8 protein-coding genes are annotated in these 16,487 nt (G+C 46.1%); 4 read left to right on the forward strand and 4 right to left on the reverse strand.

Annotated elements, in window-relative coordinates; translation table 11 throughout:
• Positions 1 to 122: 122 nt before the first annotated feature.
• The gene (gene ftsH2, locus QUA23_RS22540) at positions 123 to 2,009 is read right to left on the reverse strand and encodes an ATP-dependent zinc metalloprotease FtsH2 (RefSeq protein ID WP_333078184.1); all 1,887 of its coding nucleotides are present in this window, start codon (positions 2,007 to 2,009) and stop codon (positions 123 to 125) included.
• Between the two features lie 323 nt (positions 2,010 to 2,332).
• Between ftsH2 and QUA23_RS22545 the strand changes: the two genes are divergently transcribed.
• Together QUA23_RS22545 and QUA23_RS22550 are read left to right on the forward strand one after the other, a co-directional pair.
• Positions 2,333 to 3,415 carry a ParM/StbA family protein gene (locus QUA23_RS22545; protein ID WP_333041971.1) on the forward strand — a complete coding sequence of 361 codons (1,083 nt, stop codon included), beginning with the start codon at positions 2,333 to 2,335 and terminating at the stop codon, positions 3,413 to 3,415.
• Positions 3,416 to 3,435: 20 nt separating this feature from the next.
• Positions 3,436 to 3,954, forward strand: a complete 519-nt coding sequence (locus QUA23_RS22550) for a hypothetical protein (protein ID WP_333068371.1) — start codon at positions 3,436 to 3,438, stop codon at positions 3,952 to 3,954.
• Between the two features lie 181 nt (positions 3,955 to 4,135).
• On the opposite strand, the gene QUA23_RS22555 is transcribed toward QUA23_RS22550, so the two are convergent.
• The 3 genes from QUA23_RS22555 to QUA23_RS22565 all read right to left on the reverse strand — a co-directional run bounded on the left by QUA23_RS22555 (position 4,136) and on the right by QUA23_RS22565 (position 7,203).
• Positions 4,136 to 5,059, reverse strand: coding sequence for a hypothetical protein (locus QUA23_RS22555; protein ID WP_333078185.1), 924 nt, complete (start codon positions 5,057 to 5,059; stop codon positions 4,136 to 4,138).
• Positions 5,060 to 5,298: 239 nt separating this feature from the next.
• Complete coding sequence (gene mgtE / locus QUA23_RS22560; protein WP_333078186.1) at positions 5,299 to 6,699, reverse strand: magnesium transporter; 1,401 nt, start codon at positions 6,697 to 6,699, stop codon at positions 5,299 to 5,301.
• A 153-nt stretch (positions 6,700 to 6,852) separates the two neighbouring features.
• On the reverse strand, positions 6,853 to 7,203 hold the full coding sequence (locus QUA23_RS22565) for a hypothetical protein (RefSeq protein ID WP_333078187.1): 351 nt from the start codon (positions 7,201 to 7,203) through the stop codon (positions 6,853 to 6,855).
• Positions 7,204 to 7,708: 505 nt separating this feature from the next.
• Between QUA23_RS22565 and QUA23_RS22570 the strand changes: the two genes are divergently transcribed.
• On the forward strand, positions 7,709 to 13,264 hold the full coding sequence (locus QUA23_RS22570; RefSeq protein ID WP_333078189.1) for a PAS domain S-box protein: 5,556 nt from the start codon (positions 7,709 to 7,711) through the stop codon (positions 13,262 to 13,264).
• A 126-nt stretch (positions 13,265 to 13,390) separates the two neighbouring features.
• Positions 13,391 to 16,486: a response regulator gene (locus QUA23_RS22575; protein ID WP_333078190.1), complete on the forward strand. Its 3,096-nt coding sequence runs from the start codon at positions 13,391 to 13,393 to the stop codon at positions 16,484 to 16,486.
• The last annotated feature ends 1 nt before the right edge of the window (position 16,487 follow it).

The raw sequence follows: 16,487 nt of genomic DNA on the forward strand, positions 1-16,487 counted from the left end.
GGCGTTTAGGGGCGGTTTAATATTATTGACAGTTTAATAAAAAAGTAGGGACGTGGCAATAGTGCTGCGTCCCTACTTTTTAAAGACACGGCATTGCCGTGTCCCTAATTTTTAAACAAGTCTTAAAGCTGAGGAACGTATTGTTCTTTTTCAGGAACAAAAGTGTATTCAGAGACGATTAGGCGCAACTCTTCGCCGTCGATGGTTTCTTTTTCGATCAACAAATCGACTAAGCGATCGATCACGGTGCGATTTTCGCGAATAATTCGGCGCGCGTCGTCGTAGCAGTGATCGACAATCGATCGAACTTGTCCGTCAATCCGAGAAGCTATTTCTTCGGAATATTCCGATCGCGCTGTGTAGTCGCGGCCGAGGAAAATTTCGCTTTGCTGAGCTTCCAGGGCGATCGGGCCCAAGGTAGACATCCCGTAGCGAGTCACCATTTGCCGCGCCATGCCGCTTACTTGCTGCAAGTCGTTGCCGGCACCGGTGGTTACTTCGGCATCGCCGAAAACTACTTCTTCGGCTGCGCGGCCACCTAAAGCACCGCTAATCCGGGCTAAAATTTGCGATCGAGAAATCAAACCTTGGTCTTCGCTGGGCATGAACCAAGTCAAGCCGCGGGCCTGTCCGCGAGGAACTAAGGTAACTTTTTGAACTGGATCGTGGGCTTGAATGATTGTACCGACGATCGCGTGGCCGATTTCGTGGTAAGCAATCAAGCGCTTGCTCTTGCTGTCCACCAAGGGAGTGCCTTCCATACCTGCTACCACGCGATCGACTGCATCGTCAACTTCGAGCATCGTAATCGCTTCTTTGCGGCGGCGGGCGGTTAAAATAGCAGCTTCGTTGAGCAAGTTAGCCAAATCAGCGCCGGTAAAGCCTGGAGTGCGGCGGGCGATGGCGTCCAAAGAAATCTCCGCAGACAGCTTCTTGTTGCGCGCGTGAACTTCCAAAATTTCCAATCTACCTTTGATATCGGGCGTATCTACGGTAACTTGGCGGTCAAAACGTCCCGGACGCAGCAACGCTGAGTCGAGCACGTCGGGGCGGTTCGTGGCAGCAATGATGATAATGCCAGTATTGCCCTCAAAACCGTCCATTTCGGTCAGCAACTGGTTCAGGGTTTGTTCCCGTTCGTCGTTACCGCCACCGATACCGGCGCCGCGCTGGCGGCCCACTGCATCGATTTCATCGATGAAGATGATGCAAGGAGCATTTTCTTTAGCTTTCTTGAACAAGTCGCGGACGCGGGAAGCGCCAACACCGACGAACATTTCTACAAATTCCGAACCGGAGATGCTGAAGAAAGGCACGCCAGCTTCGCCTGCGATCGCTTTTGCCAGCAAGGTTTTACCGGTTCCGGGAGGGCCAACTAGCAGCACGCCTTTGGGAATCTTCGCCCCGACTGCGGTGAAGCGTTCGGGTTTTTTGAGGAATGTCACCACTTCTTGAAGTTCTTCTTTGGCTTCCTCAACGCCTGCTACGTCGTCGAACAGTACGCCTGTTTTAGCTTCCATTTGAAAGCGAGCTTTGGATTTGCCAAAGTTCATGGCTTGGCCCGGGCCGCCGGGAACGTTGCCACCGCGGCGGAAGAGGAAAAACAGGCCTCCTACTAACAAGAGGGGAAATACTAGATTGCCTAAAAGTCCCCAGACAGCACCGTCATTGCGTAGTGGGTGAGTGTCGAAGCTGATTTTTGAATCTCTGAGCCTAGAAACCAGTTCCGGGGCATTTGAGGGCAAGTCTACCCGCCACCGCTGCTCGTGATTGTCCAGTTCGGGATCGACTGCTAGGACAATAGCCGTCCGACCTCCGTCGTAAAGGTCAACGCTGGTCACTCGACCGGCGTTTAAGTAATCTAAGAATCGACCGTAGCTCAGGCGGGTGCTGGCGGTGTTCTTGCTCATTTCTGCGGGGGATGGGGCAAAGGCCCCCTGCCACAAGAAAAAGCCGATGACTAAGGCAGGTAAAGTCCAAAGTAGTATAGTTCGCCAAGAAATTTTCATAAATGCGGATGCCTTGAATTGGGGACAGATCGGGTAAGATCGCGGTGTCGGAGAAGTGCGACAAAAGTTTACACTCAGAATCTTAACTAAATTTAACTTAACAATGCACTCTCAGGCAACAGAGCTTTGAGGACGATGGCTCCAGAAAAAGTTAGGTTAGTTAGGGTAAGGGCGATCGTCCCGAATATAATGTTTGGTGCTGATTTCGATACCGATCTAGGTAGAGTTAGAAGAATCGTCGCTTTCACCCACTGTCTTTAAGCGTGGCAGTGTCAAGGGATAAGGCATGATAATGGTGAGGCTCAGTGAGGTAACACATTTCAATGACAACTAGACAGCTTGTTCCTAATTCGGCTATGCTGACCCAGCAGACTAAAGTCGCTTCTAACAAATCGATTATTAGTGCTGATTTGGGTCGGACGGCAACTAAAGCTTGCGTGAGTCGCAACCCGAGTAGCGTTGTTTTCATCCCTGCCAACGTGGCTACTATGCCCGTGGAAAAGGTGCGGGGTGGCAGCTTTGAGTCCAAAGCAACAGACCCTCTGTTGGATATGTGGCTGGAGTACCAGGGCAAGGGTTACGCTATAGGCCAACTAGCGGCAGATTTTGGCGCTAATCTCGGTGGCGCTGACCAGTCAAAAGTAGTAGATGCTTTGGTTAAGGTCTTTTCCTGTGCTGGATATTTCCAGATGAAGGGCGAAATAGCAGTTGTGCTGGGTTTGCCGTTTTATTCGCAGGATCAGTTTGAGAAGGAAAAGGAAGAGATTATCAGCCAACTGCGCTCTCCCCACGTTGTGGTGTACCGGGGCGAGCGTGTGGATATTAATATCAGTCACGTTTGGGTGATGCCGGAAGGGTTCGGCAGCCTGATTTGGTGCGAGGCTCAAGATAACAAGGAGTTTACGCCGGAGTTGCCCGAACTGTCGGTGGCGGTTGTTGATATTGGACACCAAACTACCGATTTGTTAATGGTCGATCGTTTCCGGTTCGCCCGGGCAGCTTCTAAGAGCGATTCCTTCGCAATGAACAAGTTCTACGAACAAGTTGCCTCAAAGATTCCGGGAGCAGACCCTCAATCTCTGTCTTTACTGGAAGCGGTGAATAAACCGGAAGGCCAGCGTTTCTACCGTCCGAGAGGAGCGACTAAGCCGACTAATTTAGATCCGATTATTAAGGATTTGCGAGAGGCTTTCGCTAACGAACTGTCCGAACGTTTGGTGCAGTGGCTGCCTGAACGTGTGACGGATGTGGTTCTGACTGGCGGGGGCGGCGAGTTTTTCTGGGAGGTGTTGCAACCTTTGCTTAAAGACGCCAATCTTAAGGCTCACTTGGCTCAGCCTTCCCGGAAAGCTAATGCTTTGGGACAGTTTATTTATGCTGAGGCTCAGCTAGCCACGATTAAGTAACGCATTAAGGCTTGAACCCTATGGCACTGTGGGCAAAAAATAAGGCGAATTTCTCGGTGGCGTTTACGGAAGATGCTGCGGATCAAACTTTGCTGGCCGCTATTGAAAAAGAGTTGGCTTTCACGAAGTATCAGACTTTCAGCAATCTCTGCAAGCAGGCTTTGTGGCAGTTTTTGTCTGTATCTGAGTCTACTAGCTCTACACAGAGCTTTCAGCGGTTGGAACAGCGTATTGCTGAACTTGTGGTCAAATTTGCTGAGTTTGAACACAATGTTTCGGCAGAGGAATTAAGCCGTTTGGAGGGACTGGAACATCACCTGACTCAACTCAGCGCGCAGTTGGATCAATTGCAGGGGAGTGTTAACAGTAAGTTTGCTCAAGTTTCTTTTGCCCCAGTTTCAAAAGTAGTAGAGCCTGACCCCATTGAGTCTGAGTCTGTGGCGGATGATAATGTAGTGTCTGACGCTGAGGTTGCTCCTCGTCGGGAATCCGATCCTTTGTTGGAGCGTTTAAGTTCTTTGTTACCCCAAGATTTCTAAAATGAGGTAGACCTAGGCTACAAAGCCTTGAGATGTAATGTTAGTGGCCCGCTGTTGGCAGCCGGTACTGAATACAGAAACAAAGCGATCGCTCTTTTGAAAAAAAAGGGCGATCGCTTTGTTATTGACAATTTTAGATTTTAGATTTTAGATTTACTCATTTTTACCTATACCATTCGCATTATTCGATTAATCCTAATTTTTGTAATCGCGAACGAATGGCACTAGGCTGTCGCTGAAATCTCTGAGCTAATTCGTCAATTTGTTGACCGCTAGCATATTCTTTTTTCAAATTTTCGTCTTCATCCTGACTCCACTTGACGTAAGCTCTGGGATATTTCTGGCGAATTTTCTCATTCTGGGTTTTAGGTCGATAACCATTCTTTTGAGCGGCATTCAAACCCGAACCAAACTGTGGGTTAATTTCCCCACTGCGACTAGCTAGCGCCTCTTGCACGCGGTTGGGAATCCGAGCAATTTCTTCTGAGAGTTCAGCCAAAGCATTGTCTACTTTTTGCTGAAGTTCTGTTAGCTGCCGCTGCTGCAAACTGCCCCACTGCGGCAGTTCGTTGATAAACTGCTGCAAGTCCAGAATTATTGTTGTCAAAGTTTCGACTTGTTGCAACTCCGGCCGCTGTTTGAATTGGCGGCTGGTGAGTTCGATCTCGCTTTGAATCATTTTAATAGTTTTTTCTAAAATTATTAGTCGCTGGCGCAGGTTCTCAATGGCTGAAATGAGAGAGTGTACGTTTTCTCCAGGCCCAACACTGAGATTTTCGCGAGATGTTTGAGCAACAGCTTCGTCTAAAGCATTTACAGCAAGTTGCAATTGCTCGATCGCGCGATCGGTAGTAGCTGCTTGTTGATTTACGCGATCGAACGTTGCCCCCGTACTTGCTTTAACTTGCTTGTGCAGCTTCTGCCGATTCACAAAATTCAACACCAACGAAATCACTACAGGCACTTGAGCATAAACGCTCTGCCCCCAAACCAAACTAGCAGCCAATCCCACAGCAGAGGCAGCAATAAAAACCAATTCAGCAGTTTCTAACAAATTGCTGGACTTGGGATTTTGGATTTTGGTGGATGAATTGGATGATGACATAGGCTAATACCATTTTAGATTTTAGATTTTAGATTTTAGATTTGGAATGACTGATGAAGCTCGGAGTTTGGAGCAATGGCCTATAGTTGCATTATTTTTTTCAACTGGTACAAGTATGCGGATAAAAATAAAGTAAGCGCGATCGCAACTATCCGGTATGGAATCGGACACCGACCCCGAATTTAGCAGTGGTGAAAAACAGATTAAGTTTTTTATTCACAGCCATGTAATTAAATATATTAAAGCTGCAAAATTAGTCGAGCTAAAGTGAAATAAATCAAGACCCCAAGGACATCAACTGCGGTGGTAATAAAGGGAGCAGACATTAAAGCGGGGTCTAAACCCAAAGAACGAAATAGAAACGGCAGAGCTGAACCGGCAATAGAAGCTAAAATTGCGATCGCAAACAAACTCACTCCCACCGCGAGTGCCACTGCTAAACTCCCTTGCAGAGTATAAGCCCAGCCCGTCGCTACAGTCCCCAATATAGCTCCTAGCAGCGCTCCCGCCATCCCCTCGCGAACAATTACTTGAAACGGGCCCATTGCTGTAATTTCATCAGTATTCAAACCGCGAATTACAACTGTTGAGGACTGAGCTCCGACATTGCCTCCAGTGCCAGTCAGCAGGGGAATAAAGGCTGCTAGGGCGACTACTTGGTTCAAAATATCTTCTTGAGCTCTAATAATTGCGCCGGTGACAGTATTAGTTAAAAGCAGAACAAACAGCCACACGACCCTTTTCCGGGCAACAGTGATTAAATTAGTCTGAAAATAATTGTCGCCGCCGGACTGGACGCCACCCAAGGTATAAATATCTTTGGCTGCTTCTTGTTCTAAAATGTCGATCGCGTCGTCAACTGTAATGATCCCGACCAGACGCTGTTCGCGGTCTACAACGGGCACAGCTAAAAAATCGTAACGCTGGATCAGCCTAGCTACTTCTTCTTGATCCGTTCCTGTTTGAACAGAAACTACGTCGCGGGTCATAATTTCGCCGACAGTTTTGTCGAGGGGGGAAGTGACTAAATCCCGCAAAGATAAAATACCTGTCAAGCTGCGTCCGGCGTCGGTGACGTAAAGAGAATAAATTGTTTCGGTAGTTTTAGCCAAAGAGCGAATTCTGTCTAAAGCTTGGGCGACGGTAAAGCTTTCTTTCAGAGAAATGTATTCTGGGGTCATGATCCGGCCGGCGGTACTGGCTTCGTAACCCAAAAGTTGGGCCGTTGCTTCCCGTTCCGTCGGGCTCAATTCACCCAACAGGCGACGGACTAATATTGCCGGCAGTTCGTCAAAGAGTTTAGCTCGATCGTCCGGGGACATTTTGTCTACAATGTCAATGACTTCTTGGCGTTTGAATTTTTCGCAGAGGGACTGCTGAACGCTGGAGTCGAGATATTCGTAAACTGCGATTGCTTCGTCTTTGGAAAGCAAGCGGAAAGCTATTACTTGCATGGTTTCTGGCAGACCTTCGATAGCTTCAGCTATGTCGGCTTCCTGCACCGGGTGCAAAATCGCTTTTGCTCCTTTAAAGTCTCCTTCTTCCAACAGGGCCCTTAACTGCGATCGAACTAATTCCCGGAGCTCTTTTCGCGCGTAGGTGGGTAGAGAAGACGATTGATAATTTTTTTCTGTTGTCACTGATGACCCTCCTAAACCTGTGCTGCGCGCCTTCCTGAATCCAGTTTAGAGCCTATTGACGCCACTGGTTGCAGTGATCGGACTTGCCCTGACAAGATCTACACCTGACCCCTATTATTCTGGTGCGCGCCGAGCACCTTCCCCGATTTGGGTTCAAATACATTTATCTTGATCGGCGACACTCATCGGTAGGAAAGGAGAATTGCGCCCGATCACTTTTTCCAACAGGTTCGTCGAACTTTGATTGCGAATATAATTATTGACTGTTTCTTGCCATTCAGTGTCACTTGCTGGCAAGATCATGCCGTAAGAAATGCAGGTTAAAGGCTGCTCCGGTATAACAAAATATTGGCTTGGAGTTAAACCTTGTCTCAACGCTTCTTTTACTAACAGCATTCCGTCGCTAGCGAAGGCATCGATTGTTCCTGATACTGCATCTTTTACACCCGATTGTCGCCCCCCGATATCTTCATAAATTGCTTCTGAATAGTGTAGAATTCTCACAAAACAGATGTGACATTACAAGGTGTGTAACAATGTGCGTATTGTGGGATAAACATTCTTGGCGCTATTAATTGTTGCAAAATGTTTAAATTTGTATCTTTTCCTTAACCATTTTATATTCTTTACCAAATCTTTACTTCTTCTCTAGAATATTGTTATTGGTCCTCCAAGCCAGTTGACAGCAGTTTGCAAAAAGATTGAAATACCCCTTAGTTAAACAATAGGTCTTTATGACACACTGCCCCTGCTGCTCGAATCCAATGCTCCGTCACGTTCACCAACATCAAGTCTACTGGTTTTGTCGCCCATTTTGGTAAACAATGCCTATTTACAATCTGAACATTTCTAGCTTATCGCCCTCTCTAAATTTATTGAGAGAGCTAGGACTTAAGGAATAATATTATTTATAAGTAAAATTTAACAGTTCTATTTATGGATGGTAATTTTTTTTTAGAAATTGTCCTAGCAATAAGGGGTTTTAACGGTCATATTTGTGCAAGGTTGCATGATGGAATTACAAAAATTTTACCCCCAAAAGTTAAAATACATTCATAAATATATCCATAAATTTATGGTAATCCCTCGACGCAAAGTAATTATAAGTTTAGGCAAAACACCACTTAAACCATTGCTACCTCTTTTGCTTGGTGTGGTGGCCTCTCTTGCTGTTTTATTTACGTGGCACCAGCTAACCATCAACGGACAAATTCACATCGAGCAGTTAATTCAGCAGGAAGCGAATGCGATTCAGTCACAACTAAGCGAAGGATTATCAATTCGGGTGTTGACACTTCGGCAAATGGCGAATCGCTGGGAAGCCAATGGCGGTACACCAAAGGCTCTTTGGGAAGCCGATGCTGAGGCTTATGTAAAGGATTTCTACGGTTATCAGGCGATCGAATTAGTCGATCCATCATTTAAAGTCCGATGGGTTGCGCCACTGGCAGGGAATGAGGCAGCGCAAAACCTAGATTTTAATCGGGAACTGCGTCGCAAAATAACTTTGCAACTAGCTCGTGATTTGCGTCAACCTATCTTAAGTCGCAATATTTCACTTATTCAAGGGGGTCAAGGATTTATAGCAAGTTGTCCTTTGTTTGTAGGTGAACGTTTTGATGGATTGATTGTCGGAATTTTTCAGTTTCAGACACTATTTGAAAGTATTTTAAAAGTTCAACCAGGGTACAATGTGGCTATCTATGCTGGCACAACTTTGCTCTACGGTCAAGAGTCTTTTTCTCAAGATGCCGACCATAAAATAGTTGTAGTGAAAGCCTATGATGTAGACTGGAGAGTAGATATTTATCCAAGTTCATATTTAGTAGAAAGTGTCAAGTTTTATTGGCCGATAGTTGTATTAATTGGTGGCTTAGTTTTAGTTTTTTTGCTTGTGTGGGTCATGTATCTCGCACAAGTTAGTTATTGCAAAGTCGATAAGTTCCAAAAAGCCAATCGCCAGTTGCAAAGGGAAATTCACCAGCGACAACAGGCAGAAATTGCGATCGCTCGACTAGCTGCGATCGTTGAGTCTTCGGAAGATGCCATTCTCAGTAAAGATTTAGAGGGTGTAGTTACCAGTTGGAATGTAGGAGCAGAAACAATTTTTGGCTATACAGCGGCCGAAATAGTAGGGCAATCAGGGAGAAAACTGATTCCCGCAGACTATCGAGATGAGGAAAACGAAGTTCTCACCAAAATCCAGCGAGGAGAACGCATCGAACACTACGATACAAAAAGGCTGAGGAAAGATGGAACATTAATCGATGTCTCGATGAGTGTCTCCCCCATTAAAGGCGAAGCAGGGAATATAATTGGAGCCTCAAAGATTGCCCGGAATATTGCTGACCGCAAACAAGCAGAAGCAGCACTGCGTCAAAGTGAAGAACGCTGGGAACTTTCTGTACGCGGGAATAATGACGGCATTTGGGATTGGAATGTTCAAACGAATGAGGTCTTCTTGTCTAGCCGCTGGAAGCAAATGCTGGGCTATGAAGACCATGAAATCCAAAACATTGTAGACGAATGGGATAATCTGGTACATCCCGATGATTTGGGATGGGTGATGCAAGCCATTCAAGACCATTTTGCCAAGAAAACTCCTTTTTATATCACAGAACATCGTGTTCGCTGCAAAGATGGTTCCTACAAATGGGTTTTGGATCGCGGTCAGGCACTTTGGGATGATGCAGGTAACGTAATTCGGATGGCTGGCTCTCACACCGACATTACCGACCGCAAGCAAGCGGAAGTTGCTTTACAGGTCAGCGAAGCCAGGTATCGGCAATTAATCGATAACTTAAATGCGGGTTTTGTGATTCATGCGACAGATACCAGCGTTCAATTATGTAATGAAAGAGCTGGTGAATTACTAGGGCTTTCAATGGATCAAATGCTGGGAAAAACTGGAATATCTCCGGCCTGGCATTTTGTACGGGAAGATGGCAGCGTGATGCCCCTAGAGGAATATCCGGTAAATCAGGTTTTATCCACTGGAAGTTCCCTCAAAAATTATGTTTTAGGACTTAAAAAAGAAAGTGATAGTTGTGTTTGGGTATTAGTTAATGCCTACCCGGAGTTCGATCAAAATGGTCAAATCACACAGGTTGTAGTTACGTTTATTGATATTAGCAAGCGCAAAAAAGTAGAGCTGGAAATCCAAAAAACTGGCAATTTCTTACAAGCACTGCTGGATTATCTACCGCTCGCAATTTTTGTTAAGGACGCAGAGCCTAAGCGATTTGGCGTATTTCAGTTTTGGAATAAAACCAGCGAACGGTTATTTGGCATCTCAGCCGAAAACGCGATCGGCAAAAGTGGCTATGATTTTTTTCCAACAGAACAGGCTATCTTTTTCGACAAAAAGGATAGAGAAGCCTTTGAGAAAGGTAAGAGTGAGGATATTCTCGAAGAAGTCATTGACAGTCATAGTTTGGGAAAACTTTGGCTGCATACGGTGAAGATACCCATTTACGACGAGCAGCATCAGCCCCAGTACCTACTTTGTTTTTCAGAAGATATCACCGATCGCAAACAAGCAGAAGCAGAGCTTAGAGAAATGAGCGAGGTGATGACAAATGCGGTGTCCGGCATTTCCAAAATAGACACTCAAGGACGTTACCTCTATGTGAATAAAGCTTATGCTGACATGACAGGCTATCAGCCCGAAGAAATGATCTGGATGTCCTGGGAAAAAACCGTAGATCCCGATGAGTTGGAAAAACTGGTTGCAGCCTATGGGCTGATGGTGCAAGAGGGCAGAGTTGAAGTTGAAACCAGAGGGGTTCGTAAAGACGGTTCGTTTTTTTATAAGCAATTGGTGATGATTTCAACTTATGACGAACAGCACCAATTTATGGGGCATTACTGCTTCATGAAAGATATTAGCGATCGCAAAAAAGCCGAACTTGCACTAGAACAGGAACTCCTGCGGAGTAAAGCCTTCTTCAACACTTCCCTGGACGGTGTTGTTGTCATGGATTGGATCGGAAAAGTTGTCGAAGCTAGTCCCAGTTTTGCTCAAATGCTGGGCTACACGCTAGAAGAAACCCTGAATCTGAATGTTTTTGATTGGGATGCTGAATGGACGAGGGAAGAACTACAAGTTATGCTCCAGAGAGAAGAGGTGATTCCGGTGTTTGAGACGCGACATCGCCGTAAGGATGGTTCCGTCTATGATGTGGAAATTAGCTGGAACCGGGTCGAATTAGAAGATGAGATGATGAACTTCTGTATCTGCCGGGATATTAGCGACCGCCAACGCAGCGAAGCGGAACGCCAACAAGCAGAACAGGCACTCCGAGAGAGTGAAACTCGCTTCCAAGCTTTCATGAATCACAGCCCTGCCCCTGCCTGGATTACCGATGAAGATGGTGTAATGCTCTATGCCAGCCAGACTTATCTCAATACCTTGGAGTTACCCACTGACGATGTGATTGGAAAATCCATTTTTGAACTTTACCCCGCCGCCTCCGCCCAACAATATCTAGACAATATCCAAACGGTTGTTCAAAGCAACGAGCTAATTGAAACGATTGAGATTGCGCCCCGTCGAGATGGAACCCTGGGTGAGTTTCTGGTTTACAAATTTCTCATCCCCGACTTACCTGGGCAAATGCTAGTAGGTGGTGTGGCGATCGATGTGACACGGCAACATCAAGCTGAAACCGCCTTACAACAGAGTGAGGAACGCTTGAAACTGGCACTAGAAGCTTCTGGAGATGGACTGTGGGATTGGGACATTGAAAGTGGAAAAGTTTACCTGAATTCCTACTACCAGGAGATGCTGGGCTACAAGCCCGGTGAGTTGGTGATGGATGTGAATGTCTGGGAACAGATGATTCATCCTGATGATACATTGTGGGTTTTTGAGGCTCTCAATAGTAACTTGCAAGATAGCTCTCTCAAATATGCCTTTGACTATCGTGTGCGTTGCAAGTCAGGTGAGTGGAAGTGGATCGCTAACTACGGGAAAATTGTTGCCTACGAAGAAGATGGTAAGCCTTTACGGATGATTGGAACGCACAAAGACATCAGCGATCGCAAACAAAAAGAACTGGCACTGCAGCACGCAATGGAAGCCGCAGAAGCAGCGAACTTGGCAAAAAGTACCTTCCTAGCCAATATGAGCCACGAATTACGCACTCCCCTCAACGTGATTCTAGGATTTGCTCAGGTAATGACCCATGACTCCTCCCTAACTCCCAACCAAAAAGAAGACCTGCAAACAATTCGTCGCAGTGGCGATCACCTCTTGAGTTTGATTAACGATGTGCTGGATCTCTCGAAAATTGAATCGGGACACTGCACAGTTGAACAAAGCGGATTGGACTTAATTGCGCTGCTGCATTCCCTCCGAAATATGTTGGCGGAACGAGCAAGTTCTAAAGGACTTGACCTTTGTTTCGAGATTGCGCCAGAAGTTCCCCAATTTATGCTTGTCGATGCTCAAAAACTGCGCCAGGTTTTGCTCAATCTGCTGAGTAATGCCATCAAATTTACCGATCGGGGAAGCATTACTTTGCAAGTCAGCATTGAGGCTTCCGGTACAGTGGCATTAAGCACAACTCGGCCCATTCTCCAGTTTGTAGTGGCTGACACGGGTTTAGGGATTGCATCGGTCGAACTCGACACCATCTTCGATGCGTTTGTGCAAGCCCAAGCTGGGAAGCGATCGATCGGCGGTACGGGGCTAGGTCTCACCATTAGCCGCAAATTGTTGGAACTTATGGGCGGAAAAATTTCTGTCAGCAGCACTGTGGGACAGGGGAGTACCTTCACATTTACCCTTCCCGTCAGCCCCATCAGTGGAGTTAATGTTACACCCGAAGAGAATAATCGCCTCGTGATGGGGCTGGCTCCCGGTCAAGGGGATCATCGCATTTTGGTGGTTGACGATCAAGCAGAAAATCGCTTGCTAATGGTCAGATTACTGACACAATTAGGATTAGAGGTAAAAGAAGCTACCAACGGACAGCAAGCTGTGCAGATTTGGCAACAATGGCAACCCGACCTAACCTGGATGGACATTCGGATGCCCGTGTTAGATGGATACGAGGCTACGAAGCAAATTCGGGCAATGGAAGACGGACAGAACAGTATCATTATTGCACTTACGGCCCAGGCTTCCCAGAGCGATCGCGCCCTCGCCTTGGCTGCTGGCTGCAACGACTACATCAGCAAGCCCTTCCGGGAACAAACCCTATTTCTTAAGATGGCCGAATACCTGGGGTTAGAGTATGTATATGAGGAAGAGGAAACAGAAAAGGGGGAACGGGGAACAGATTGTTTTCCTTCTTACCTCTGTTCTGTTGCCTCTTCCGTTTCAGATTCCCTCGATCCAATGCTTTTGGGGACATTACCAAGAGTATGGGTGGTTCAGTTGGAAGATGCTGCTTTATGTGGGGATGATGTTGCGATAATTGAACTGGTAGCTCAACTTTCCTCAGAACTCGCTCAATTCGGTACTTATCTGACGGAACTCGCCAACCAGTATCAATTTGAAAAAATTCTTAATCTAATTCAAGACCATTTCCCAATTGTAATTCCTCCATTGGATTTATAAACTGTTGTGCAGTTAAACGTTTGATTGGGACTAGGGAATTAGAAACATCCAACAATAATTAAATTTAATTGTTGCAATTAGTAGTGGAAAACCCTCTTAATTTTTATTGATAATTACTGCTATCAGATGCCTAATAAAACACCGAAAGCTCTCCAATTTACTCCTTTCAATTTAAATAATTTAGAGGAATGCAGCGAAGAATCCGTGTATGCTCCCGGTCATATTCAGCCACACGGAATCGTTTTATTGATGCAAGAAAAAAGCCTCAAGATTTTACAAGTCAGTGAAAATGTAGAACAGTTATTTGGCATTTCGGCAGAAGAATTGCTAGGTCAGCCATTGCCAGGGTTATTGGGTCACGATCGAGTACAAGAAATTGTTAGGTGTCTCGATCGAGAACAACTAAACATTCATAATGTTTTCGATCTAAAAATCCCTCTCAAAGACGGCACGATTCAAAGATATAGAAGCACACTGCATCAGCTACCAGATGAGTTGATGCTGGAGCTGGAACCCCACTTGACTATTGAAAATAATCATTCAATCGATTTTTATCAGCGTCTGCAAACAGTTATCCTCAACTTTCGCAGTGCGATCGATATTTCGGATTTAGCTCAAACCATTGCTAGAGAAGTGAAAGCCATGACCGGGTTCGATCGCGTAATGGTCTATCGCTTTGAAGCCGATGACCATGGGGTGGTGATTGCCGAAGAGAAAGAAAGTTCTCTAGAAAGCTACCTGGGATTGCATTACCCGGCGATCGATATTCCCGTACCCGCCCGCAAATTGTTTTACAGCAAGTGGGTGCGCCAAATTCCCAATATCAATTACACTCCGGCCCGCCTAATTCCCACCAACCATCCCCTAACCAATACATCCCAGGATCTAAGTGCTTGTGTGTTAAGGGGAGTATCTCCCTACCACATTGAATATTTGCAGAATATGGGAGTTGCTGGGACACTGACGATTTCGTTAATTGACGATCGGCGTCTCTGGGGATTAATTGCCTGTCACCATTACAGCCCGCGATTGCTAGATTACGAAACTCGCAAAACCTGTGAATTTCTAGGACAATTTGCCTCGATCGAACTGCTGCATCAGCAAGAGCGAGAATTGAACGTTTACCGATCGCAAGCGAAAACTATTCAGGATCAACTTCAGCAGGCGTTCCGGCGAGATTCTAATTTTATCGAACAAGTATTGACCGAAAATGCTTCTCAATTGCTAGATTTAGTTCATGCTCAGGGAGCTGCAATTATGCTCGATGGTCGTCTGACATTGGTGGGTCAAACACCATCTGAAGCTGAGGTTGACGAACTCCTGCAATGGTTGCTGCAACAGAACAAAGAACGAGTGTTTGCAACAGCTTCTTTGTCTCAGTTGTATCCCCAAGCGAAGCAATTCAAAGAGCGAGCTAGCGGTGTTTTAGCAATCTCAATCTTCCTATCCTACGCCATACAAAAGTCATACCACATCCTTTGGTTCAGACCAGAACAAATTCAAACCATAAACTGGGCAGGAAATCCACAGGATGCTGTGTCGATCGACGAAATTGGAAAAATGCACCTGTGTCCCCGCAAATCCTTTGAACTGTGGCAAGAGACAGTGCGGGAAATGTCTTATCCGTGGCAGATTGCAGAGTTAGAAGCTGCTGCGGAAATGAGGCATATCCTCATGCTGGCGGTGTTAGAATTTTCGCAAGCTGCCCTAGAACACGCTGCAGAAAGGGCAGCTATAGCCAACCGTGCCAAAAGCCAGTTCCTTGCCAACATGAGCCACGAGCTCAGAACGCCACTCAACGCCATTCTGGGATTTACCCAGCTTATGAACCGCAGCCCCTATATTCCAGAAGAATTTCAAGAGCATTTAGGGATCATTACCCGTAGTGGAGAACACCTGCTGACATTGATCGACGATGTTTTGCAAATGTCTAGGATTGAAGCAGGGCAATTGGTACTGAGTAAAAGCTGTTTTAATCTGCATCGAATGCTGGGTTCTATTAACGAGATGTTCAGCATCAAAGCGCCTGAGAAAGGGTTACATCTGAGTAGCGAGTGGGATGCTACTGTCCCCCGTTATGTCTGTGGCGATCAAGCAAAACTTCGCCAAATCTTGATTAATCTGCTGGGGAATGCGATCAAATTTACAACAACAGGAAGCATAGCCCTGCGCGGACGAGCTTTTTCATCAGATGATATGCCATCCGGTACAGTTCGCGATCGCGCCACTAATCAACTTGATATTAAACCAACTATTACCCTGTGTCTCGAAGTTGAGGATACCGGACCTGGCATTTCTCCCTCAGATTTAGAATCAATTTTTGACGCTTTCATGCAAACCAATCGCGGTCGCAACGATCGAGGAACAGGTTTAGGACTGTCTATCAGTCGTGAGTTTGCGCGTCTGATGGGAGGCGATATCACCGTGCGAAGCACCCTGAATCTAGGCTCGACTTTTACCTGCCAAGTTGTTTTGGAACTACCAGAGTCGCTTGATTTAGAGGAACCTGAAATTAGCGATCGGATTATCGGGCTCGCACCTGGGCAACCTATCTACCGAATTCTAATAGTGGAAGACGTTCCAGAAAATCGGCAACTGCTGGTGACACTGCTGGAGTCATTTGGGTTTGATGTGTGTGCGGTGGATAATGGGGTAGAGGCGATCGATCGTTGGCAAACATGGAACCCTGACCTGATTTTGATGGACATTCAAATGCCTGTCATGGATGGTTATGAAGCCACGAGACAGATTCGATCGCAACAGTCATTACTCATTAGTCATGAGTCATCAGCAGATAACTCAGGGCAAATGTCACAGGACAAAAGACAAATTACACGCATCATTGCCCTCACTGCCTATGCTTTTGAAGACGATCGTATCGCCAGCCTGCAAGTCGGTTGCGATGACTACATTGCCAAGCCGTTTACTGAAGACACACTTTTCGAGAAAATAGCTCATCACTTGGGCGTCCGCTATTGCTACGCCGAAAAACTTCCGCCAAACTCATCAGCTTCGCCACCAAAGATATTTACTCCAGACTTGAAAACCATGCCAACCAAGTGGATTGCAGAAGTTCATGAAGCAGCACTCGATCTTAGTGATAATAAGCTTTATGAACTTATCGCTCAAATTCCCAAGGAGAAACAAGATTTCATCGCGGCGATGACATCTTTGGTGGATAACTTTCAGCTTGAAGCGATCGCAACTCTCACCCAGATTTAGG

Origin of the sequence: Microcoleus sp. Pol1C5, assembly GCF_036701115.1 — a bacterium.
Taxonomy (GTDB): Bacteria; Cyanobacteriota; Cyanobacteriia; order Cyanobacteriales; family Microcoleaceae; genus Microcoleus.